The sequence below is a fragment of the Mesorhizobium sp. CC13 genome, from assembly GCF_039907765.1.
Lineage (GTDB): Bacteria > Pseudomonadota > Alphaproteobacteria > Rhizobiales > Rhizobiaceae > Aminobacter.
In genome coordinates, this window is sequence record NZ_JARDJI010000014.1 from 16,825 (window position 1) to 38,710 (window position 21,886).

Annotated in this window: 21 protein-coding genes and 2 pseudogenes; 10 read left to right on the plus strand and 13 right to left on the minus strand. The window is 61.0% G+C overall.

The features are described 5' to 3' along the window. Window positions 1-101 precede the first annotated feature (101 nt). From PV773_RS17660 to PV773_RS17685, 6 genes are all read left to right on the plus strand, one after another. Entirely contained in the window at window positions 102-1,025 is a 924-nt protein-coding gene (locus tag PV773_RS17660; RefSeq protein ID WP_347967619.1) for an amidohydrolase family protein, read from the plus strand. 18 nt (window positions 1,026-1,043) lie between these two features. Then, complete coding sequence (locus PV773_RS17665) at window positions 1,044-1,988, plus strand: amidohydrolase family protein (RefSeq protein WP_347967620.1); 945 nt, start codon at window positions 1,044-1,046, stop codon at window positions 1,986-1,988. A 62-nt stretch (window positions 1,989-2,050) separates the two neighbouring features. Continuing rightward, entirely contained in the window at window positions 2,051-3,424 is a 1,374-nt protein-coding gene (locus tag PV773_RS17670; RefSeq protein WP_347967621.1) for a UbiD family decarboxylase, read from the plus strand. A 3-nt stretch (window positions 3,425-3,427) separates the two neighbouring features. Continuing rightward, window positions 3,428-4,012, plus strand: coding sequence for a UbiX family flavin prenyltransferase (locus tag PV773_RS17675; RefSeq protein WP_347967622.1), 585 nt, complete (start codon window positions 3,428-3,430; stop codon window positions 4,010-4,012). A gap of 1 nt (window position 4,013) precedes the next feature. Beyond that, window positions 4,014-5,060 (plus strand): XdhC family protein, encoded by a 1,047-nt coding sequence (locus tag PV773_RS17680; protein WP_347967623.1) that lies wholly within the window; start codon window positions 4,014-4,016, stop codon window positions 5,058-5,060. 173 nt (window positions 5,061-5,233) lie between these two features. After that, entirely contained in the window at window positions 5,234-5,716 is a 483-nt protein-coding gene (locus tag PV773_RS17685; RefSeq protein WP_347967624.1) for an NUDIX domain-containing protein, read from the plus strand. Between the two features lie 59 nt (window positions 5,717-5,775). On the opposite strand, the gene PV773_RS17690 is transcribed toward PV773_RS17685, so the two are convergent. The 7 genes from PV773_RS17690 to PV773_RS17720 all read right to left on the minus strand — a co-directional run bounded on the left by PV773_RS17690 (window position 5,776) and on the right by PV773_RS17720 (window position 13,926). Beyond that, window positions 5,776-6,699: a LysR substrate-binding domain-containing protein gene (locus PV773_RS17690; protein WP_347967625.1), complete on the minus strand. Its 924-nt coding sequence runs from the start codon at window positions 6,697-6,699 to the stop codon at window positions 5,776-5,778. An 88-nt stretch (window positions 6,700-6,787) separates the two neighbouring features. Continuing rightward, the gene (locus PV773_RS17695; protein ID WP_347967626.1) at window positions 6,788-8,329 is read right to left on the minus strand and encodes an ABC transporter ATP-binding protein; all 1,542 of its coding nucleotides are present in this window, start codon (window positions 8,327-8,329) and stop codon (window positions 6,788-6,790) included. Between the two features lie 5 nt (window positions 8,330-8,334). After that, window positions 8,335-9,267: an ABC transporter permease gene (locus PV773_RS17700; RefSeq protein WP_310322964.1), complete on the minus strand. Its 933-nt coding sequence runs from the start codon at window positions 9,265-9,267 to the stop codon at window positions 8,335-8,337. A gap of 135 nt (window positions 9,268-9,402) precedes the next feature. Further along, a complete protein-coding gene (locus tag PV773_RS17705; protein WP_347967627.1) occupies window positions 9,403-10,404 on the minus strand; it encodes an ABC transporter permease in 1,002 nt (333 codons plus the stop codon). Between the two features lie 166 nt (window positions 10,405-10,570). Continuing rightward, complete coding sequence (locus PV773_RS17710) at window positions 10,571-11,482, minus strand: BMP family protein (RefSeq protein ID WP_347967713.1); 912 nt, start codon at window positions 11,480-11,482, stop codon at window positions 10,571-10,573. A gap of 108 nt (window positions 11,483-11,590) precedes the next feature. Further along, window positions 11,591-12,583, minus strand: a complete 993-nt coding sequence (locus tag PV773_RS17715; RefSeq protein WP_347967628.1) for a BMP family protein — start codon at window positions 12,581-12,583, stop codon at window positions 11,591-11,593. A 50-nt stretch (window positions 12,584-12,633) separates the two neighbouring features. After that, window positions 12,634-13,926: an amidohydrolase family protein gene (locus PV773_RS17720; RefSeq protein ID WP_347967629.1), complete on the minus strand. Its 1,293-nt coding sequence runs from the start codon at window positions 13,924-13,926 to the stop codon at window positions 12,634-12,636. A 135-nt stretch (window positions 13,927-14,061) separates the two neighbouring features. On the opposite strand from PV773_RS17720, the gene PV773_RS17725 reads away from it, so the two are divergent. Continuing rightward, window positions 14,062-14,331: a hypothetical protein gene (locus PV773_RS17725; RefSeq protein ID WP_347967630.1), complete on the plus strand. Its 270-nt coding sequence runs from the start codon at window positions 14,062-14,064 to the stop codon at window positions 14,329-14,331. Window positions 14,332-14,481: 150 nt separating this feature from the next. Here the strand turns inward: PV773_RS17725 and PV773_RS17730 are convergent, their stop codons facing one another. Genes PV773_RS17730 through PV773_RS17740 form a run of 3 tightly spaced genes read right to left on the minus strand, consistent with a single transcriptional unit; the run spans window position 14,482 to window position 16,771 of the window. After that, window positions 14,482-15,927 (minus strand): amidase family protein, encoded by a 1,446-nt coding sequence (locus PV773_RS17730; RefSeq protein ID WP_347967631.1) that lies wholly within the window; start codon window positions 15,925-15,927, stop codon window positions 14,482-14,484. A 5-nt stretch (window positions 15,928-15,932) separates the two neighbouring features. Beyond that, window positions 15,933-16,565 carry a ring-opening amidohydrolase gene (locus PV773_RS17735; protein WP_347967632.1) on the minus strand — a complete coding sequence of 211 codons (633 nt, stop codon included), beginning with the start codon at window positions 16,563-16,565 and terminating at the stop codon, window positions 15,933-15,935. Continuing rightward, window positions 16,541-16,771, minus strand: a complete 231-nt coding sequence (locus tag PV773_RS17740; RefSeq protein ID WP_347967633.1) for a ring-opening amidohydrolase — start codon at window positions 16,769-16,771, stop codon at window positions 16,541-16,543. Before PV773_RS17740 ends, PV773_RS17735 begins: the two co-directional genes overlap by 25 nt. Between PV773_RS17740 and PV773_RS17745 the strand changes: the two genes are divergently transcribed. Together PV773_RS17745 and PV773_RS17750 are read left to right on the plus strand one after the other, a co-directional pair. Continuing rightward, a complete protein-coding gene (locus tag PV773_RS17745; RefSeq protein WP_347967634.1) occupies window positions 16,764-17,297 on the plus strand; it encodes an SDR family oxidoreductase in 534 nt (177 codons plus the stop codon). The genes PV773_RS17740 and PV773_RS17745 overlap by 8 nt on opposite strands. 107 nt (window positions 17,298-17,404) lie before the next feature. After that, a pseudogene (locus tag PV773_RS17750) lies at window positions 17,405-18,346 on the plus strand (cytosine deaminase); the annotation flags it as partial. Window positions 18,347-18,415: 69 nt separating this feature from the next. Here PV773_RS17750 and PV773_RS17755 read toward each other — a convergent pair. Next, complete coding sequence (locus tag PV773_RS17755) at window positions 18,416-19,627, minus strand: IS110 family transposase (RefSeq protein WP_347967635.1); 1,212 nt, start codon at window positions 19,625-19,627, stop codon at window positions 18,416-18,418. A gap of 272 nt (window positions 19,628-19,899) precedes the next feature. Between PV773_RS17755 and PV773_RS17760 the strand changes: the two are divergent. Beyond that, window positions 19,900-20,259: pseudogene (locus PV773_RS17760) on the plus strand (amidohydrolase family protein); the annotation flags it as partial. A 212-nt stretch (window positions 20,260-20,471) separates the two neighbouring features. Here PV773_RS17760 and PV773_RS17765 read toward each other — a convergent pair. Together PV773_RS17765 and PV773_RS17770 are read right to left on the minus strand one after the other, a co-directional pair. Further along, entirely contained in the window at window positions 20,472-20,768 is a 297-nt protein-coding gene (locus tag PV773_RS17765; RefSeq protein WP_347967714.1) for an FAD-binding protein, read from the minus strand. Window positions 20,769-21,292: 524 nt separating this feature from the next. Beyond that, entirely contained in the window at window positions 21,293-21,757 is a 465-nt protein-coding gene (locus PV773_RS17770; protein WP_347967636.1) for a MucR family transcriptional regulator, read from the minus strand. Window positions 21,758-21,886: the final 129 nt, after the last annotated feature.

The following is a 21,886-nucleotide window of genomic DNA, read 5'->3' on the forward strand; positions in this document are numbered from 1 at the left end:
CGGCATTTCCTGAGATCGCGCATCCGTGCCGGCTTTTGGCAGGCATGGGGTCCATCGCGCGGCCCCGCATCGACCGGACCCTCTACGACAGGAGAATAAGGATGATCATTGATCTAAGCTGCTACCCCACCGATCTGGTGGACCTGGCTTGGCGCCACGACGGACCGCCGTTCACTGGCGACAAGCTTTTGAAGATGATGGACGGCCCGTATTATGTGAACGGCAAGCCGCGCCGCATCGACAAAGCCTTCATCCAGCCGCCGCAAGGCAACACCATCTACACCCATGAAGTCATGGACCTGGAAGGCAAGGCCGCCATCCGCCAGTACATGGCCTATACGGAAAAGATGGTGACGGAGCACCCCGACCGTTTCCTCGGCTGCTTTGTCTACAACCCGCGCTACGGCACGCAGAACGGCGCCGAGGAAATCGAACGCTACGCCAAGGAGTTCGATTTCAAGATGGTGCAACTGCAGGCGAACATGCACGCCTATCGCCCCGACCGCGCGCTCGACTGGCTGCGTCCGGCCCTGAAGAAGTGCGCCGAGCTCGGCCTGATGGTGAAGGTGCACACCGGCGACGGCCCGTACTCGATCCCGACGGAGTTCTATCCGATCATCCGCGAGTTCCCGGAAGTGAACTTCATCCTCGCGCATTTCGGCGTGCAGACCGGCGGTGTCTACGTGTTCGAGCCGATGCAGATGGCGCTCGACACGCCGAGCGTCTACGTCGAATCCGGCTGGTGCCTCCAGTCGCGCATCGTCGAATTCGCCAAGGTTCTGCCCAAGCACAAGATCCTGTTCGGCTCCGATACACCGCCGAACGAGCCGGGCATGTGGATCAACCTGCTGGAAGTCCTCTGCCACGAGCCACCGCAAGGCCTCAACCTCGATGAGGATACGCTGGAGGATTACCTCGGCAACAACACCGCCCGCATGATCGGCCTCGAGCCGACCAGGCCTCCGGCGAGCGTCGAGGAAGCCGAAGCGTATCTGCGCCAGCACGGCGTCGCGCTTGCCGCGTAAAACTGAACGGAGTGAACAATGATCATCGATACCCATCTTCACCCGACGAACCTCGTGGACGAGGCGTGGCGTCATACCGGTTCGCCCTTCACGGGTGAGCGCATGCTGAAACTGATGGACGGCCCCTACATGATCAACGGCAAGCCGCGCCGGATCGACATGGGCTTCATCCAGCCGCCACCGGGCAACACCGGCTACCGCGACGGCAACCGCAAGGGCCGCGACGGCATTCGCGACTACATGGCCTACTGCGCCGAGCTTTGCCAGACGTACCCGGACCGCTTCATCGGCAACTTCAACTACAACCCGCGCTGGGGACCTGAGAACGGCGCGGCGGAGCTGGAATTCCACGTCAAGGAATACGGCTTCAAAATGCTGAAGCTGCACGCCAACATGCACGGATATCGTCCCGACCGCGCGCTCGACTGGCTGCGGCCGGCGATGAAAAAGTGCGCCGAGCTCGGCGTGGTCGTGCTGATCCACACCGGCGACGGCCCGTACACGATCCCGACGATGTTCTACCCGATCATCCGCGAATTCCCGATGGTCAACTTCATCATCGGCCATTTCGGCATCCAGACGGGCGGCAACTACTCGTTCGAATCTTTCTGGATGGCGATGGATACGCCGAACGTCTATTGCGAATCCGGATGGTGCTTCCAGTCGCGCATTGTGGAGTTCGCCCAGCAACTGCCAAAGAACAAAATCGTCTTCGGCACGGACAGTCCGCCGAACGATCCGGGCATGTGGCTGCGCGAGCTGGAAGTGCTTTGCAAGGATCCCCCGCATGGCATCAACCTCTCCGAAGACGACCTGGAAGGCTACCTCGGAAACAACATCGCCAAGCTCGTCGGCATCGATCCTTCGCCGCCGCCGCGTGACGTGAAGGACGCCCAGGCACGCCTGAAGGACTCTTACGCCGGCGTCGATCGCGTCACCGGCAGGCATCTGGAATTCGCCTGATCTGACGACTGCGGCGCCCTTCGGGGCGCCGCTATCCACGCGCAGCAACCCGAGGCCGAGATATGACCCAGTACCACAGGCAAGACGTCCGCTGCTTCCTGGCCGACTACCGGGCACAGCATCCCGAGGACGTCATCACCATCGACCGGCCGGTCTCGGACGATCAGGACGCAACTGCTCTGATATGGAACCTTGCGGACAAGGGGCAGCATCCCATGCTGCATCTCAAGAATGTCAGCGGTATCGGCGCGGAAGTCGTCTGTAACATTTTTGCCTCGCGCGACCGCATCGCCCGTCTGCTCGGCACGACCGCCGACAAGCTGCACGAAGCCTACCAGGCCCTCTCCAACCGTCCGTTCACGCCGGAGATTCTGGAACGCGGCCCGATCACCGAGGAGATCATTTCCGGCGATGCCGTCGACCTGCATGCATTGCCGATGCTCAAGCATTTCGACACCGACCGTGCGAAGTACATTACGTCAGGCATCATCATAGGCGAGCACCCGGAAACCGGTGCTGGCAATCTCAGCTATCACCGCGCCATGATCCATTCGAAGAATTCGCTCGCGACCTCGCTACATTCGCGCGGCCATTTCTGGCGCCTGATGAACATGGCAAAGGAGAAGGGCGAGCCGATGCCGGTCGCCATGGTGATCGGCGGCCATCCGCTGTTCATGATCGCCGCCTCCGCCCGTCTTGCCTTCGGCGAGGACGAGCGCGATGTCGCCGGCGGCCTGATGGGCGAACCCCTGCAGGTGGTGCGCACCCCGAAATACGGCATCCGCGTGCCCGCCCATGCCGAGATCGTGCTGGAGGGCGTGCTGGATCCCGAGGCCCATGTGGAGGAGGGGCCGTTCGGCGAGTTCACCGGTTATTCCTCCGACCGTTCGACCAACAACCTCTTCACCGTGGAAACCATCATGCGCCGGCGTGATCCGATCCTCGTTTCCGTTGCCGGTGGCAATTCGGCCGAGCATCTTAATCTCGGCCGCGTACCGCGCGAGGCAGAGGTAGTGGAAAAGCTGAAGGCGCGTTTCCCCTCGATCACCGCCGTGCACTACCCGTCCTCTGGCACCCATTTCCACGCCTATATCGCGATGAACCAGACGCGCGAGGGCGAGGCGCGGCAGGTCATGCTCGGCCTGCTCGGCTGGGACCAATACCTCAAGACCGTCGTGGTTGTGGACGCCGATGTCGACATCACCCGCGATAGCGAAGTGCTCTGGGCGCTTGCCACCCATTTCCAGCCGCACAAGGATGTAGTGATCATCGAGGGCCTGCCGGGCAACGCGCTCGATCCTTCGGCGAGCGGCATCGGCACGACCTCGCGCATGGGCCTCGATGCGACACGCGGCCCGAACTTCCACGGCGTTCGCGCCCGCATCAGCGACGAGGCCTCCGCCCGCGCTGCCGCACTCCTCAAAAGCGTGGGATAGGTCATGACGACGCGGCCAAGACGCATGATCGTCGGCATTTCGGGCGCTTCCGGCATGGTCTACGGCAAGCGTATCCTCGAAGTGCTGCGCGACCTCGAGATCGAGACGCACCTGATCATGTCGCGCGCCGCCTGCATCACGCTCGCGGCCGAGGTGGATTTCACCAAGCAGGATCTGGAAGCGCTGGCGACGACCACCCATTCCAACAAGGATATCGGCGCGGTCTGTTCCTCCGGTTCCTACAAGACACTCGGCATGATCGTCGCCCCTTGTTCGGTGAAGACCATGGCGGAAATTGCAACGGGCACGACTGACAACCTCCTCTCCCGCGCCGCCGACGTAGTGCTGAAGGAGCGCCGCCGCCTCGTCTTGATGTTGCGCGAGACACCGCTGCATCTCGGCCATATCCGCAACATGGCGCAGGTCACCGAAATGGGCGGCATCATCTATCCGCCGGTTCCGGCCTTCTACGCCAAGCCGCAGAGCCTTGAAGAGATGGTCGACCATACCGTCGGCCGGGTGCTCGACCTCTTCGATCTCGACCCCGGCATCGTACGCCGCTGGCAGGGAACGCAGGGAGGGGAATGATATGGCTACCCGCATTGCCAGCGAGCTGAAAACGCTCGCGCCAGAACCCAGCGCCGCCTTTCTCTCGGATGATGCCATGGATGTACTGGCGTTCGCCGCTGAGGCGCTCGAACAGGGCCAAGACGCAGCCCTGGTCACGCTCGTTGAAATCCACGGCGGCGCTGCCCGCGCCATCGGCGCGCAGATGGCGGTGCGCGATGACGGCCTTTATTGCGGTTTCGTCTCCGGCGGCTGCACCGAAGCGGCCGTGGCCGCTGACGCCGTAACAGCTCTCCAGAAAGGTAACGATCGCAAGCTTCGCCTCGGCGAAGGCTCGCCCTTCTTCGACATCGTGCTGCCCTGCGGCGGCGGCATCACGCTGGCTACCCACGTCCTGCGAGATGCCATCGCGCTCCGCCACATGCTTGCAACGCTGCACCGCCGCGCACCCGGGCGCCTCCGGTACCATCCTGGCAGGCAGGCTCTTTTCTTCGAGCCAGGGGAGGGCTTGAGTGGCTGGGAGGGAGAGGAATTTGTGCGCGTCTACCACCCGCGGCAGCGGATGCTTCTTGCCGGCACGCCCCTGGAGGCTGGAGTGGTGGCGCGTGTGGCGGAAGTATCCGGTTTTGAGATCGTCAAGGTCGAACGGGGCCAAGCTCCATCGCCGGACCAGCTGGACGCGGACACGGCAGTCGTGCTCCTCTTCCATGACATCGACCGTGAATTGCCGCTGCTCGAGGCCGCGCTCGCCTCACCCGCCTTCTACATCGGCGCTCTGGGAAGCCGCCGTACCCACGCAAAACGTTGTGAGACCTTGCGCGAGCGCGGTCACGGCGAAGCCACGCTTGCCCGGATCAAGGCGCCTATCGGTATCTTCGACAAGGCGACAGATGCAAACTCGCTTGCCCTTTCGGTGGTCGCCGACCTCGCGCGGGCAAGATTGTTCCACATCAAGGGCAAGATCCCGACCGACCCGACGGTCGCCCGGACGCTTGCGCTCAACACCATCAACAACTGCTTAGACCCCGTCCACACACGTGGACGCATCACAAATGCGGTGGTCGACTAGCGATACGTCCGGGCTTTCCGCGGGCCGCAAGCCTCCCAGCTTGTCCAGCGTGTTCCCAAAGCCCGGCGTAGGCCGGCGACGCATTCGGGGGCTCCCACAAGGCTTCCTTGCGTCGCCGGCTCCTTATCCTGCCCTGCCTGCAGTCACAGCCAATCGTTTTGAAAGGCGAACCGATGAAGAGCGTTTCCACGCTACGAGCGAACGGCAGTATCCAAGGTGCCTGTCCTGAAGGGGCGGAGCTGTCCTTCTCAAATCGCATCGAACTGACATCTCGCGCGCTGATCAGGGATGAGCGCGGCAGCGTCCTGCTGGTCAGGTCCAAGAATTCGGCCGACTGTCTATGGCAGATGCCTGGTCGCCAGATAGGGCACGGAGAAAGCTGCGCCATGTCGATTGTTCGATGCCTTCACGACGATCTGGGAATCCTGGCATGGCCAGTCTCGGCAGTTTTCATAAATGACCAGTTCGACAACGTTGCCGGCCACCACACACTTTCGATCACCTATGCGGTTTCCATACTCTCCGGAGAACCGCGTGTGACAGCCTCTGGGCAATTGGATGAGGCGCGATGGTTTGGTCAACCGCCCGAAGGTGTCGCCGAAGAGACTGTCTGCGCGCTGGGGAGTCGTGACATCGTAATGTTCAGAGCGTCCTGACAGGTCGAGGCCAGCCTTAGGCTCAACGAAAACCATGTGACGACGCCTGGATCGTACACCTAAGTGTGACCGAGCGTGCTTGCGCCAGCATTTTCGGTTTGCATCGCCGCCACGAAGGCCGCTTTCAAATGTTCTGCTGCCGGCGACAGGCTGTGATGGCGCCGCTGCAACAGGGAGACATTGCGCATTACGGTCGGGTCGACGAGATCCACGGTGGTTACGCGCACCGCTGACGCCAGTTGGCTGGAATTCTCCGGCAACACGGCCACGCCCATGCCGGCGGAGATCATGCTGATGGCGGTGGTCGAGAAGCGCACTTCGTATTTTGGCTGGAAATTGGGCACAACACGGATCAGGTTGTGCTCGACAATGCTCCGAAGCGGATTCGCGGCTGCGAGTGTAATGAGAGTCTCGTCCTTCAACTCGGCCCAGCGCACGGATTTTTGCCTGGCGAAACGATGGTCTTCCCGGCAGACCAGCATGAGCTTGTCGCGCATGAGAGGCGTAGCGGTGATTTCGGGATCGTCTTCCGAGAGCGTGCCGATGGCGATATCGACCTCGTTACGCTTGAGCGCCGGGCTGATTGCCTCTTCCGGCATGTCGCGGATGCTGACCAGGATTTCGGGATGCATGCTCACGAACGCTGCGATGATAGGCGGCACAATGGTGGCAGCGAGCACGATTGCGGCAGCGATTGTCACCTGGCCGCGCTTCAACGAGGCGTTGTCGCGCATGTCGCCAACCGCAAGCTCCAGGTCTTTCAGTATCTTGCGGGCCTGCGGCAGGAACTCCTGGCCCACGAGGGTGAGCGAAACCATGCGGGTGTGGCGGTCAAACAGGCGGACGCCGATCTCCGATTCCAGGTCTCGAATGACTATGCTGACGGCCGACTGCGTAAGGTGGAGGCTTCGGGCGGCAAGATTGAATTGGCCGAGTTCGGCCACGGCGATGAAGGCCCTGAGTTGCCGCAGCGTTATGTTCATTTAGAGCCACTCACCTTTCGGGACTCGGAGGGTCCGCTACCCATGTCGAATGGTTTGTTGTCACCGAACGATGTCATAGCCCTCCTGTCTAGCTGGCATGTGTCGGTAGTACTACATTCGCCGTCTCGCCGGCCATCAGCAGGCCAAGTTCGTCAAGGCGGGTGCGGTCCGGCGGCAGTTCGCCGAGGAGTTCGCCGTGGAACATCACGAGGATGCGATCGCAGATCGCGAAGAGTTCCTCGAGTTCAGTGGAGATGAGCAGAATGGCGCGGCCGTTGTCGCGCTGTTTCAGCATCTCCTCCATCACGAATTCCATGGCGCCGATATCGATGCCTCGGGCGAGCTGGTTGACGAGGATGAAATCCGGGTTGCGGGCAAGTTCGCGCGCTACCACCAGCTTCTGCTGGTTGCCGCCAGAGAGCGCGCCGATCGGCTGATCCTCGTCGCGGCTTTTTATGCGAAACCGCTTGATGAGATCGCGAGTGTGTTCGCCGATGACCCCACGGTTCAACATACCGTGGCTGGCGAAAGGCTTCTGATCGTAGCGCTGGAGGATTGTGTTTTCGCTGAGCGACATCGAGGCCACGATGCCGTGTTTGTGCCGGTCCTCTGGGATGTGTGAGAAGCTGCTGGCATTGATGCGGGCCGGGTCGAGGCCGGTAATGTCCTTGCCGTTCAGCATCACGCGGCCGCTGTCGACCGGCAACAGACCGGAAAGCGCTAACGACAGTTCCGTCTGACCGTTGCCGGACACGCCGGCAATGCCGACGATCTCGCCGGAGCGCACGTTCAGGCTTACGCCGCGCACGGCGGGAAGGCCGGTCTCGGCGCGGCAGGTGAGGTTGTCGACCGACAGCACAATGTGGCCGGGCGGTTCGGGGCTACGCGGCAGCTCCATGCGCACGTCGCGGCCGACCATCATGCGGGCAAGCTCGCGCGCATTCGTCTCGCCGACATTGACCGTGTGCACGACACGCCCATCGCGCATGACGCTGATGCGATTGCTGACGCGCATCACCTCATCGAGCTTGTGCGAGATGAAGACGACCGTCTTGCCGTCCTTGGCGAGGTCTCCCATCAACGAAAGCAGGCGGTCGGTCTCCTGTGGGGTGAGCACGGCTGTCGGCTCGTCGAGGATGAGCAGGTCGATGCCGTGGAACAGGACTTTCAGGATTTCCACTCTCTGCTGCTCGCCGACCGAAAGGTCTTCGATGACGGCGTCCGGACGCACGTCGAGGGCGTAGCGATCCGAAAGCTCGCGGATTTTTGCGTGGACCTCGTCCATGTCGTTAATGACACGCAACGGAGATCCCTGGCCGAGAATGTAGTTTTCCGCCACCGTCAGGTTCGGCACGAGCATGAAATGCTGGTGCACCATGCCGATGCGCTGGCGGATCGCCTCGCGCGGGCTGTCAAAGCGAACTAACTGGCCCTTGAAGACGATCTCGCCTTCGTCGGGCCGAACCATCCCGCAGATCATGCTCATCAGAACGCTCTTGCCCGCACCGTTCTCGCCAAGCAGCGAGTGGATCTCGCCCTCCTCGATTTCCAGTGACACGCCATCGCTGGCAACGATCGGCCCGAAGCGCTTGCGGATGTTCTCGACGCGCAGGAAGGGTTTCTGAGACATATCCGTCACCTCATCTCGTAGGGCTGGCCGAGTTTGCTGGGCGCAGCGCCTTTGCCACGGACCACGACGAGCGTGACGATCGTCATGATGTAGGGAAGCGCCTGCAGCAGCTGATAGGGCACAACGATGGATGCCTGCGCCTGGAGCATCAGCTGCAGCGCGTAGAACAGGCCGAAGAGCAGCGAGACGAAGAACGCTCCCATCGGCGACCAGCGTGCAAAGACGACCACGGCGAGCGCGATGAAGCCGCGGCCGGAGGTGATGCCCTCGACGAACTGATTGGAATGCCCGAGCGTCAGGAAGGCCCCGCCGAGGCCAGCGAGCCCAGTGCCGACCAGCACCGCGGCATAGCGGTAGCTCGCAACATTGCGACCGGCGACGTCGACGGCTTTGGGGTGTTCGCCGACGGCGCGCAGCGTCAGGCCGAAGGACGTGCGGAAGAGCACAAGGCTGGCCAGGATCGTGACGAGGATCGTCGAATAGACGATGAGGTTCTGCCGGAAGAAGGCTTCGCCAAGAAAGGGGATATCGCTCAGGAAGGGGATTTGCACGGGCTGCGCGATCTCGATGCCCTTGCCGGTCGAGACGTAATAGGTACGGAACAGGAATGCTGTGAGGCCCATGCCGAGCAGGTTCAGCGCCGCACCCACAACGATTTGGTCCGCCTTGATGGTGATCGTAAAGAAGGCAAAGATTACCCCGAACAGCATGCCGCCCGCGATGCCGGCCAGTAAGCCAAGCGGGATACTGCCGGTGGCGAAGGCTGCAGCGAAGCCGCAGAAGGCACCGACGAGCATGGTGCCTTCCAGCCCGATATTGAGCACGCCCGCTCGCTCGGAAAATATTTCGCCGATCGAGGCGAAGATCAGGGGCGTCGCAAGCCTCCAGGCGGCGCCGGCAAGCGTCGCGAGAAAGGTGAGAAACATCATGTCGTCCATGGAGATACCCCTCAGGAAGGTCGCCTAGAGCAATTCCGGCAAGGTGCGCGAAGTGGTCCTGCCCGGGAATTGCGCAAATGCTCCAAAGTTTTGTTTTCCCTCAGGGCTCAGTCGCCTTGCGGGAGTTTCCATTCTTCAAGCCACGATCCTGCGGATGTCGCGCAGCCTGGTGAAGGCGACGACCGAGAGAATGACGATACCCTGTATGATCAGAACGAGGACCTGCGGCACCTGCGAGGTGATTTGCAGCACCTCCGAGCCGGAGCGAAGAGTCGCGAAGAGCCCGCCCGAAACGATCGCCGCCAGGGGGTTGTTGCCGGCAAGCAGCGCGACCGCGATGCCTTCGAAACCGTAGCCCGGCGAAATGTTCTGGTAGAGGCGGTGCGTGACACCCGCCACTTCGAAGGCGCCGGCCAGCCCCGCCATTGCACCGGAAATGCACATTGCGATCATCACGTTGCGGGCGACCTGCATACCGGCATAGCGGGCTGCGTATGGATTGAGACCAACGACGCGGAGTGCAAAGCCGCGGCTGCTGCGCTGCAAGAAGATGTAGAGCGCGACTGCCAAAACGACGGCGACGATGATACCGATATGGAGGCGCATGTCGGAGACGATGCGTGGCGTCCAGGCTTCGCGGATAAGTCGGGCAGATTGAGGATAGGCAGCACTTGCATCGCGCATAGGGCCGGTGACGAGATAGCTCGTCAGGATCAGCGCGATGTAGTTGAGCATGATCGTTGTGACGATCTCGCTCGCCTGGAAGCGTACTTTGAGATAGCCGGCAACGCCTGCCCAAGCGGCACCCGCCAAGGCGCCGGCCAGCATGACAAGCGGCGCATGCACCCAGACGGAAAGCCCGTCAAAACTGGTGCCGACCAACGTGGCGGCAATCGCGCCAGCATAGAGCTGGCCCTCGGCGCCGATGTTCCAGATCGAACAGCGGAAGGCGACGCAGAGGCCGGCGCCGATAAGGATCAGCGGCGTCGCCTTCAGCAGGATTTCGCCAACCGAGCGCATGTCCTGAAAGGAGCCAAAGATCATCACCGTGACCACGTCGCTCCCATTGAAGCCGTTCAGCCACAAAAGGGCCGCGCCGCAGGCAAGCGCGACAAGGACAGCTGCGGCCGGCGTCACGGCGTTTATCACGGCTTGCCTGAGCGTTCGGCCGAAAGCTTGGGCTGCTTGAGGATACACGTTCTCACGCACTCCCTGGTTTACCTGTTCCATGGGTCCGGTCCGAATGTTGGTATGAGGCGTAGCAAGGCGCTGCGGCCGAAGGGCCGGCCGCAGCGCTCGCCAGTCACTGGGCGTCGGTCTTGATCTCACCGGCAGCGATTTTGGCGCTGATCGCCATCACCTGGGCGCGGATATCTTCGGGCACGGAGACCGGGCCGTCATCGCGGAAGGTGAATGAGATGACTTTCGGATCCTTCAGGCCAAAGATGATGTTTTCCTTAGGCGGGCTGCCGTCTTTTATCGAGCGCACGACTTCCACCACGCCCTGGGCGTAATCGGCAACGTAGAGGCCGAGAATGTTGTTGGGTGCGACCTGGGTAAAGTCGCTGAAGATCGAAAAAGAGCGCACAGCCGACCCGGATTCCGAGATCGCCTGATAGCCGCCGACGGTTGCACCCGAAGCATTCGGCACGACGAAATCCGCACCCTGCGAAATCATGCTCAAGGCTGCTTCCTTGGCAGCGGTCGTATCGGTGAAGTTGCCGATATAGGCCTCGCTGATAGGGAATTCCGGATTGACGCTCTTGGCGCCGTTCTTGAAGCCGACAAAGGCCTGCTGGATCGGCGGGATTTCCATGCCGCCGACGAGGCCGGCCTTTTTGCCCATCTTAGCTGCGATGACGCCCATGAGGTAGAAGGGCTGGCTCGTATCGGTGTTGAGGCCGATGACATTGCCTTCGTGAATGCTGCTCGACGAGATCAGGAAATAGGTGTCGGGATAATCGAGCGCGACTTCCAGTGCGGCGTCCTGGAATTCGAAGCCATGGCCGAGGATGACCTTGTAGCCCTGGCTGGCATAGTCGCGGAACGCCTTTTCGAACGAGGCCGGATTCTGTTGCAACTCGACATAGCTGATCTTGGCACCGAGCTGTTCTTCGACGCCCTTCAGCGCATTGAAGCCGATCCGGTTCCATCCCTCTTCCGAAACGCTGCCGGGCACGAGAAGGCCCATCTTGAAGTCTTCGGCCTGTGCCATCGCCGGAATGGACACGGCGATGGTCAGCGCCGCCACTCCTTCCACGAACGTTCTGCGTGAAAGTCTCATTGCTCTTCCTCCCATTTGATAATTTCCCAGGGACCGCGCTTATTTCGCGCGTGTCTGGATCTCGCCCGCAACGATCTTCGCACTCACTTCTTCCAGGTGATTGCGCAGGTCTTGCGGTATCGATCTGGCGGCTTCGTCATTGAAGGTGAACTTGATGACGTCCTTATCCTTCAGGCCGAAATCGACATTGCTTTGCGGCACGGCGCCGTCCCGAATGCCCGAGACGATGCGTACGATGCCTTGACCGTAATCGGCGATGAACGTGCCGACGATGTTCTTGGGGGCGACCTCGGTGTGGTCGCTATAGACGCTAAAGGTGCCGGACTGCGTGCCTGATTCCTGCGCGGCGTGGATGACGCCCAGTCCTGCGTCGTTCGCATTGGGAACGACGAAATCGGCGCCCTGGGCCATCATGTTCACTGCGGCTTCCTTGGCGGCGCTCGCATCGGTGAAGCTGTTGATGAAAACCGTGGACACGGGGAAGTCCGGGTTCACGCTCTCGGCACCTTTCCGAAAGCCCTCGAAGGCATGCGCGATGGGCGGAATTTCCATGCCACCGATAAGGCCCGCGCCCTTACCCATCTTCGCGGCGATCACACCCATGAGGTAGAAGGGCTGGCTGGCATCGGTATTGAGGCCGATGACTTTCCCTTCATGTACGCTGCTCGACGAGATGAGGAAAACGGTGTCGGGGAAATCCTCAGCCGTCGTGAGGGCGGCGTCCTGGAACTGGAAGCCATGGCCCAGAACGACCTGATAGCCCTGGCTCGCATAGTCGCGGAACGCCTTTTCGAAGGCGGCTGGGTTCTCGGCCATCTCGACATAGCTGATCTTGGCGCCGAGCTCCTTTTCCACTCGCTTCAGCGCGTCATAGGCGATCCGGTTCCAGCCTTCCTCCGCGATACTGCCGGGCACCAAGAGGCCCATCTTGAAATCTTCAGCATAGGCATGGCCAAGCCAGATCATGCCGGCAAAGGCTGACCCGAGAGTGGAGGCAAGCAGCGAACGACGTGAAAATGCAGTGCTCTTCATCCAATACTCCCATTAGATTGAAGTCCAATCCCCCGGAGTTGCTGCTCGGCTTATGCGTCCTCCTTCAAGCGAACGGTGCCGGTCGTGCTCTGTGAGACGAGACGACCCTTCGAGAAGACGAAGGCCCGGTCAGGCCCGCCAGCAACCAGCGTATCGGTATCGACGCAGTCGGTGACGACGAAGTCTGCGCGGGCGCCAGCCTTGAGGCCGTGCTCCTTGCCGAGGCCCATCAGGCGGGCAGGCGCTGTCGTGATCATGCGGTGGGCGGCAGCGAGTTCATCGCCCCGAAGATGGCCGGCGAGCAGTGTCCAGCGCGCGATCTCCAGCATGTCGCCCGAACCGGTCGGCACGAAGGGGTCCTGGATGTTGTCCGACGCTGTGGCGATGGTGACGCCGGCACGATAGAGCTCGGCTACACGCGTCAGGCCGCGCGGCGGCAACATCTCGGCGTCGCGGCCTTGCAGGTAGAGGTTCGCCGCCGGCAATGTGACGACGCCGACATCAAGCGCCAGAAGACGTTCAGCGACATGCTGGAATTCCTTGCGGGGTAGGGCACTCAGCACGGAGACGTGGCTGAATACGGTGCGGCCCTGCATGCCGAAGCGCTCGACCCGCTCGAGAGCTGCATCAAGCAGATGCACATCGGCCTTGAGGTGTTCATCGAGATGCAGATCGACCGGTTTTCCCGCCTTCACGGCGGCGGAAAACAACATGTCGAGGTAACGTGGTGGGTCTTCCGAGACAGCAGGTGTGCCACCCACTGCATCGGCGAGTGCCACCGCACCGTCGATTTTCTCAGTCAGCCAGTCGAAGTCCTGGCTGGGATGCGGTGTCATGAAGGCCACGAGTTGGAGAACAATGTCGTCTCTTACTTCGTCGCGGACACCTGCGAGCGTCTCGATGCCATGGAAGCCCGCATCCTTGTCGATGTTGACGTGGCTGCGAATGGCGGTCGTGCCGCGGGAAAGACACCGCCTGATGGTGCGCATCGCCCGCTTATGGATGTCATCGGGACCGGCGGTTCGGGCATATTTGGCGAATGCCTCGCGGGCGCCTTGGAGCGTGCCGGAAGGATTGGGGGTAAAGCGCAGCACTCCGGTCTTGTCGAGGTGCTGGTGCACATCGATGAAACCTGACGAAACCAGCATGCCTGTAATGTCGACGCAGGCGCTGCAGGACCTGGTGTCCAGGGACGGCCCGATTGCGACAAAGCGCCCATCCGCCCCGACTATGATGTCGCTGACCGCTTGCGAGCCGTCCGCCTGAATGACAGCTCCCCCGGTGAGTGCAAAGGGCTGTCCAGAGACGAGGTCTGCTATGGATGCAGTTGGAATATCGCGCACAGCTTGTTCCCGCATTCTTGTTATGACGGAAAGAGAGCACGGGCGATTAATTTAGACAAATTTATTATTTCAATCATTTGATGACCAAAAGATAATAATCGGTCGCTCGCAAATGGCCGGTTCAGCAAGCCGATTTTGTCGAAGGCGACCATTCCCGAAAGGGGCGAAAACTCCGACGGCATCTGCCTCGAAATCACGGAAAGCATCACCATTTTGGCTCACGCCTTCGTGTTTGAATGTCAACGCCATCAGCCTGCTGCCCGACCTGGAACTGGCATAGACGTCTACTGCCGCTATACAGGGCGGGCGGACCCAAGAAAAATCACCAACCGCCCGGCGTCGTTGCGCGACATATCCTGGCTGGATCCCGTGCAGGTTCATGTCATCGATCAGCTGCAGGCGTAGCCGACTGATCGGAGCACAGGATGTCTCACCGCGCCCATCCCGCGCAGCGGGGCCGGTCCGCCCTGGGTGGGCAGGATTCTATCAGCGATGTGGTGCGGTGGCCGAGGCCGGAACGGGCACTCCGTGCCCGCACAACTCTGGTGCCAGGACCTAACCTAGCATCGGCGGGATTCCGATCGGCGCGGCCTCCTGGATGGCTGCCGCAATGGCAAGGACTGCAGGTTCGCTCAACCGTGGGCCGACAATCTGCAGGCCGACGGGTAGGCCCGAGCGGCTGAGCCCCACGGGAACCGAAACGGAGACCAGGCTGACCAATGTGATGAGAAAGCAAGGCGCCATCCAATCCGTATAGCTGGCCAGCTTCCGACCACCGATTTCGGTCGGAAAGTTCTGCGTCACCGGAAACGGTTCTACAGGCGAGGTCGGTGTGATCAGGAAATCATAAACGTTGAACAGCTCGCGAAAACGCTTCAGCGCGACGTCACGCGCATGTTGCGCCCGGGCGAGATCCAGAACAGATTGCCCTAATCCTAGCTTGACGTTTCCGGCAAGATTGGGATCGACCTGGTCCACCTGGTCCATCTGGTCCATCTGGTCCATCTGGTCAAGACGGTCTAGCTGTTGCTCCACCATCCACTGCGCGCGGAGGACCCGATAGATATCTATCGCTTCGGGCACGCTGAATCCGCACTCCTCGACGTATCCGCCTGCCTCGGACAGTAAAGCGGCAGCGGAGCGGCAGAGGCGGTCGATCTCCGGCTCGACACCAATGCCAGCCAGATCGGGCGCAAAAGCAAATTTCTTGCCCTTAGGACCGCCTGAGCGGCGCATAGCGTCGAGTGCGCTGTCCCATGGTGCAGGGATCGATATCGGCCAGGTACCGTCGAATCCCGTCATGCCGTCCAGCATAAGCGCGGCATCTTCTGCTGTTCTGGCGAGCGGTCCATGGACCTGGCCAGGGTCCCAGGACGCGACCATTGGTGCGTTGGGGATCAGGCCAGGTGTCGTGCGCAACCCGACAACCCCGCAGAATGATGCCGGCATGCGCAGCGAGCAGCCGAAGTCGGTGCCGTGACCGATTGGCACCATTCCGGAAGCCACTGCGACGGCGGAGCCCCCGGAAGATCCCGCCGGGCTCAACTCCGTGTTCCAGGGATTGCGTGTAGCACCAAAAACCGAATTTACGGTGTTGGCGCCGGCCGCGAATTCAGGCGTGCTCGTTTTTCCAAGGATAATGGCTCCGGCCTTTCTGAGACGGCTTACAGCCTCGCAGTCGGCATCAGGAACATTTTCGCGATAAAGCGGGGAAGCGTAAGTCGTCCGGATGCCCGCGGTTTCGGAGATGTCCTTGATGACGATGGGGAGCCCGTGTAGCGGCCCGACCCGATCCCCCCTTGCCAGCGCGCTGTCTGCCTGCTTGGCCGCGTCCAGGGCCGCTTCGTCTGCAAGCGTGACAATTGCGTTCAGCACAGGGTTGAAGCGCTCGATCTGCGCGATGCATGAGCTCACGAGCTCGACCGAACTCACTTCGCGAGAAGCGATGAGCTGGCGCAATTCAACAGCCGGCATTGCCGAGAGGATTGGGTCGGACGCCATTGGAGCTATTCTCCGAGGTCGACGATAGCGATGGTCGGGCCACCGCCGTGCGGCCCCTGGTGCATGGCATCGACCGAGACGAACACGGCGGGGTCGCCGATCGCTGCTGCGGCGACCCCGCCGACAGCCGCCTTGGCATGGTGGTGATGATGGACATCTGAATCGTCCAGCATGATTTGGCGGCGATTGCGCAGCGTGCCACGCCTGTCCGCTTCGCATTTCATGAAGCAGTTGACGAGGCGGCCGTTGAGATCTTCCGGGCGCGGGCGTTCGGGAAGTTCCAGACCAGCGTTCCGGATTACATCGTAGATGCCGTCGATATCGAGCGCGTCCCTCATCACGGCATGGCCGATCCGGTAGCGGCCGCCGGCACCATCGCGATTGCCCATAAGGACGATTTGTGCCTGATCGAGTTCCACGCCCGACGAGCAGGACGCAACCGAGGAATAGAGGTCGAGGTTACGGCAGATTTCCTCTGCCTTTGGCATACTGATCTCACCGAGTGCGACCGCGATGCCGAGTCCTGTGGTGCCGTTCGAAACGCCCATGGAATCGTGCACTTCGCAAGCCACCGTGTGCCCGCGACCTTCGGCTGCCTGGACCGATTCAATGGTCAGGAGCGGCGTTTTGGTCTGCACATAGTGGACGTCGGCCGGATCTTCGATACCGGCACCTTCATCGCGGCGCGGACGCCCTCGGCTACCTTCTCCACCATGGCGATGCGACCGATATCCTCGGGCAGGATTTCCGGGCTCAACGCCCGACCGACGACGCGCCGCGAAATGCCCTTCGTGCCGGTCTGATCATTCCGCGAGAAATCGGTTGCATGCGGCGTGATGAACATTCTGGTCAACAACGCAGGAATCTACAACGAGACAAAGCTTATCGACGCCCCAGAGGGGGTCTGGCGCAAAACATTCGAGATCAACCTCTTTGGCCCGATTCATTGCATGCAGGTGTTTGGCCGCGCAATGGTCTCCTCAGGATGGGGACGTATCATCAACCTAGGTTCATTGGTCAGCGCCACGGCATTTGGGAGTGACATGGCGTATGTGGCGAGCAAGACAGCAATAGTCGGCCTTACCAGATCCGCAGCTGCGGAGATCGCCTGCAAAGGGGTAACGGTCAACACCATCTGTCCAGGCAACATTCTAACCGACATGCTGCGAGATCTTGGAACGAAGGTCGAGACCCGTGACGGCCTCGAGCCTGGCGCCTTTATTGGCAATCGTGCCTCGTCGATACCTGCAAAGCGACTTGGGGAACCGGACGACATCGCTGCCATGGCCGCTTTCCTTTGCCGTGACGATGCAGGTTACGTCAACGGCCAGTCGCTGCACGTGAACGGCGGACTGTTTTTCAATTCCTGACTCCCTAGCGGCATCGGCAGCGAGCGACGGATCCACCGCGACCGCGCACTGCCAAACGAAACGCATCGTCCGGGCGGCTCTCGCTGGACAGCGGAGAACTTGCAGTTATGACCAGGAATTGGAGCGCTATTGGATCGGCCCGCGATCAACTAGCGACCGCCTCGAAGGACGGTCGCTACGTACTTCGCAATGTGCGCGTCAGCCCATCCCTTTGTGCGACCGACTTGAAGGCTGCGGCGGAGGCTGAACTGGTCGCCGTCGACATGCTTGTCGAGAACGGAAAACTGTCAGCAGTCACGCCGAAGGAGGCCGGCCTCGTGTTCGGCGACGCGCGCTGTATCGAAGCCGGCGGTCGCCTTGTGCTGCCGGGCTTCGTGGATTGTCACACCCATCTCGACAAAGGGCACATCTCGCCTCGCACGCCGGGCGCGGATGGTTCCTTTGCTGGTGCCATGTCCTCGACCATTGCCGATCGCATCGCCCATTGGACAGCTGACGACCTCAGGGCCAGGATGGATTTTGCACTCCGTTGTGCTCATCACTACGGCACGGTCGCCCTGCGCACACATCTCGACTCGCAGCCGAACCAGGATGCCATCTCATGGCCTGTTTTCGCGGAGTTACGGTCCGAGTGGCGGGGGCGGATTGACCTACAGGCGGCATGCCTGGTCGGCATCGACTTCGCGCGTGACGAGGATGCGCTCGAAGCCATGGCGTACCGCGTCGCCGCGGCCGGCGGCGTGCTGGGGGCGGTTGCCTTCATGGTGCCGGACATTGATCCACTGCTGGAGCGCATGTTCGTCGCAGCAAAACGGCACGGGCTCGATCTTGATTTCCATGCTGACGAAACCGCCGATCCCACGGCGAATGCGCTGCGGCGGATCGCCGAGACCTCGCTGCGGACGCGCTTCGAAGGTAAGGTTCTCGTTGGCCATTGCTGCTCGCTTGCCCGGCAGGAGCACCAATCGATCGATGAAACGCTGGACGCGGTTGCGGCCGCCGGCCTTGCCGTCGTTTCTCTACCGATGTGCAATCTCTACCTGCAGGATCGTCGCCACGACGCCACCACACCTCGCTGGCGCGGCGTCACGCTTGTGCATGAAATGAGACTTCCTGTGTCAACCACTGGTGAGAATGGCGCGAGCGGCGGGATGTTTTTGGGGGTCGTAGGGCACGGCGTTTTGCCATGCTCTCCAAAGGATACGCAGCCACGCGCGAGCGAGTATTCGTACCGCATGAGGGTGTCTGCATCCACGCTGACGGGCCTTGCGATAGACGTTGGCAGCCCATGGGCTGGCATGCCGGGAGTTGTCAGCGAAGCAGGTGATGGCAGTACGCAGCCGTTTGTTGCAGGCCCATCGCCAACCGACGCCGCGGGATCGTCCGCTTTGATAGGTGACGGGGGCGACGCCGGCCTCAGCGGCGAGGTGATCCTCGCTTTGGAAGCGGGCGCGCACATCGCCCAGTTCGGCGGTGATCTGGGCGGCGCAGATTTTTCCGGCACGCGGAAACGACATGACGATGCGTCCCTCCGGCAGCTGAGCAACGGCATGCTCGATACGGCCGGAGAGCTTGGCGATCTGGCTGACGAGGCTCTCGAGAATGTTGGCGATGGCGTTCACGAGTTCGCCCTTGGCGTCGGCCTCGGCCTCTTCGGCGCCGCCGGGCGGAGCCGACCGGAGCCGGCCGAGCACATCGGCGACGCTGCGCCGGCCGCAATACTTGTTCTGGGCGAGGAAGGCGGCTATGCGCTTGTCACCGAGGCGGCTGGCGCTTTCCGGCGTTGGGTAACGCCGGATGAAAGCCAAAGCGATAGGGCTTGCAATGTCGGCGAACAAGCCGATGGGACCAGGCCAGAAGCTCTCAAGCAGCGCGCGAAGCTGGTTTGTAAACATAACCTTGCTGGCGACGAGATCGTCGCGGCCGCGCACCAGCGCCCGCAGGGCCTTTATGGCGTCCGACTGTGGCCTGAGCGGCGTCAGCCGGTGGCCGTCGGTGCGCAGGATGTCGGCAAGGATGTACGCGTCGCCGGGGTCGCTCTTGGCGGCCACGGCGCGGTAGCGGGGTCGGCATGCTTTGACGACATTAGGATGAACCGGCGTGACGACGAACCCGGTCTCGACCAGCACATCGACGAGAAGCCCACTGGGTCGCTCGATGGCGACTGGCGTCTCGCCGGGCAGGCCGTGCCTGCGCAGGCGAGCAACGAGATTGGCAAGTCCTGCCCGATCATGGGTAACGGCAAATTGGTCGAGGATCTTGCCGGCAGGGTCGACGACACAGATAGCGTGGCTCGAACCGCCCCAATCGAGCCCGACGAAAATGGTCATGGATGCACCTCAGCGAACTGGAGTATGGTGCCCGGTGCCGGGAGCCCTCACGGGGTGCTCATCAATCGGCGCTCTGGACGCATCTTGGTCGAGTTGTCCGTGGCGCATCTTCCTGTAGCCCGTCTGGAGCTCCCGGCCACCGCAACGCCGCAAGTCTCATTTGGGCCCTCGAGGGGCGAGCATACTTGGCGGTCGTCACGGTGGCGCGGGACCAACGCCCAATCAGCCCTTAAACTGATTCAGCGCAATCGTGAGGTTGCCTGATGAGCAGGCGTGGCATCCCGGTCGCCCTGGCGTCCGACAACACGCGCGATCCGTTCTATGCCTATGGCGACCTTGACATGCTCGAGACCTATCGGCTGGGCACCCGCATCATGCATCTCGACCACGTTATTGGTGATTGGCCGCTGGCGGTAACCAAGACACCAGCCAGTATCATGGGACTGAAGGATTCGGGCAGCCTGATCGCGGGCGGGAGTGCAGACTTTATATTGTATGAGGGACGTTCCTGTTCCGAGCTGCTGTCGCGACCCCATAGCGATCGTATCGTGGTCCGCGCCGGCATCCCGACGGATACGAGCTTGCCATCCTATGCCGAACTGGACGCTATCCCCAGCCTATTGCGGCTCTGACAAGCATTGGCGACCTCGATCAATCATCGTATTAACATCGAGTTGAACTTAAGTCTCTCCTTTGCTTCGCGCTACGTGCAGGGCGCACATAGTATGTGTGGATAGCGAGGATGTCGGCGGAACCGCCATTTCTAATGACCTATATGCGGCATATGGCCTCAGGAATTTTGATGACAGATATTCTTGAATAGTCGCCACCGAAGCTGGGAGAATCAAAGCGCCTTTTCGAGCTCGGGCAGGAGGGTGAACAGGCCGCCGACGATGCCATCGTCGGCCACCTGGAAGATGGGGGCCTCTTCGTCCTTTTTGATGGCGACGATGACCTTGGAATCCTTCATGCCGGCGAGGTGCTGGATCGCACCCGACATGCCGCCGGCGATGTAGAGGTCGGGCGCGACCACCTTGCCGGTCTGGCCGACCTGCCAGTCCTCATCCTCACCGTTGCGGGCCGCTGCGACGGCAAGGCTCGGCGTTAATGCAATCGGGAAGTTCGCACACCCTGGCGCCATAGCTCTGTTGGCGTTCAATAGCTCGCGCCTACGAGCCTGCCGATGCAACGGTACGCCGACCAGCGCGCAGCCGACGAGACTGAGCGAAGACAAGGGGAGCCAAGTCTGCCTTACAACACCGGCAATTATCGCCAAGGGCAGTGCCAGAAAGCTGAGCAGGTTACCGCCCGTCACCGCCCCGCCGAACCAAAATATGCCTACTATCGTCCTCTGGCGCCGGCGCGTGAGCCGATGAATGCGTACCCGACCGACCCAGCGATGAGTATGCGCCGACCGCGAACGGCGCGCACGCGTTCAAGATGCAGAATCTTGGAAGAGCATCTAATACTGGCCTGACCGGCCGGCCGAAGGTTCGCAATGGGACAAGCTCTTTGCCGAAGGTGAATAATTCTTTGTCAGCTACATACCCGTGAACTGTCTTCGCCCGAAGACAGGGCAACGTGGGGAAATAAACACCGGTTACCTTTCACCTACAAATCGGCGTAGCCTTCATAGTGGCGGACCGGTGGTGCCGGCTGTTGGTGCTAAATGTTAGAAGCAGCATTTCTCGCGCGCTCCAGTAGCGCCTCGGCTTTACGGCCAAGTCCTAACTCCTTGGCAATCCGAGAGCGAAGCGCAGAATAATTGGGTGCGACCATAGGATAATCAGACGGCAACCTCCACTTTGCCCGATATTCTTCCGGAGAAAGCTTGTAGTTTTTTTCGATGTGATTTCTGATAGATTTAAACTTACGCCCATCTTCCAGGCAAATAATATAGTCTCCCGTCACAGAGTTTTTGATCGGCACAGCTGGTTGCAGAAATCGAGAGGTTGAAGATTTCTCTTTTAGCGACGTCACATCAATAAATGATCGATGGACAATTCCTATTAATTCGCCAATATCTCTTAACGCGACCGAATTGTTACATACATATGCGGAAGCGATTTTCGCGGTGAACTCAACCGGAGAATTAGCTACAGTGCGATGAGTAGACAATATTCTGATCATTCTGCTCCCGCTCTTTATGATTAAGGCAAGACTATATGCACGTATCTCCAATATCAAGATATACTTGAAGTTGAATGTTTATCTTGAAGCAGACCTCAGCGTGTGCGGCCGTGTACGGCATCGCGCGGA

Bases quoted from the DNA above. Each gene is read 5' to 3' on its own strand.
- PV773_RS17660 (WP_347967619.1), top strand. From the start codon at position 102: ATGATCATTGATCTAAGCTGCTACCCCACCGATCTGGTGGACCTGGCT.
- PV773_RS17665 (WP_347967620.1), top strand. From the start codon at position 1,044: ATGATCATCGATACCCATCTTCACCCGACGAACCTCGTGGACGAGGCG.
- PV773_RS17670 (WP_347967621.1), top strand. From the start codon at position 2,051: ATGACCCAGTACCACAGGCAAGACGTCCGCTGCTTCCTGGCCGACTAC.
- PV773_RS17675 (WP_347967622.1), top strand. From the start codon at position 3,428: ATGACGACGCGGCCAAGACGCATGATCGTCGGCATTTCGGGCGCTTCC.
- PV773_RS17680 (WP_347967623.1), top strand. From the start codon at position 4,014: ATGGCTACCCGCATTGCCAGCGAGCTGAAAACGCTCGCGCCAGAACCC.
- PV773_RS17685 (WP_347967624.1), top strand. From the start codon at position 5,234: ATGAAGAGCGTTTCCACGCTACGAGCGAACGGCAGTATCCAAGGTGCC.
- PV773_RS17690 (WP_347967625.1), bottom strand. From the start codon at position 6,699: ATGAACATAACGCTGCGGCAACTCAGGGCCTTCATCGCCGTGGCCGAA.
- PV773_RS17695 (WP_347967626.1), bottom strand. From the start codon at position 8,329: ATGTCTCAGAAACCCTTCCTGCGCGTCGAGAACATCCGCAAGCGCTTC.
- PV773_RS17700 (WP_310322964.1), bottom strand. From the start codon at position 9,267: ATGGACGACATGATGTTTCTCACCTTTCTCGCGACGCTTGCCGGCGCC.
- PV773_RS17710 (WP_347967713.1), bottom strand. From the start codon at position 11,482: ATGGCACAGGCCGAAGACTTCAAGATGGGCCTTCTCGTGCCCGGCAGC.
- PV773_RS17715 (WP_347967628.1), bottom strand. From the start codon at position 12,583: ATGAAGAGCACTGCATTTTCACGTCGTTCGCTGCTTGCCTCCACTCTC.
- PV773_RS17730 (WP_347967631.1), bottom strand. From the start codon at position 15,927: ATGGCGTCCGACCCAATCCTCTCGGCAATGCCGGCTGTTGAATTGCGC.
- PV773_RS17745 (WP_347967634.1), top strand. From the start codon at position 16,764: ATGAACATTCTGGTCAACAACGCAGGAATCTACAACGAGACAAAGCTT.
- PV773_RS17740 (WP_347967633.1), bottom strand. From the start codon at position 16,771: ATGTTCATCACGCCGCATGCAACCGATTTCTCGCGGAATGATCAGACC.
- PV773_RS17755 (WP_347967635.1), bottom strand. From the start codon at position 19,627: ATGACCATTTTCGTCGGGCTCGATTGGGGCGGTTCGAGCCACGCTATC.
- PV773_RS17765 (WP_347967714.1), bottom strand. From the start codon at position 20,768: ATGGCGCCAGGGTGTGCGAACTTCCCGATTGCATTAACGCCGAGCCTT.
- PV773_RS17770 (WP_347967636.1), bottom strand. From the start codon at position 21,757: ATGATCAGAATATTGTCTACTCATCGCACTGTAGCTAATTCTCCGGTT.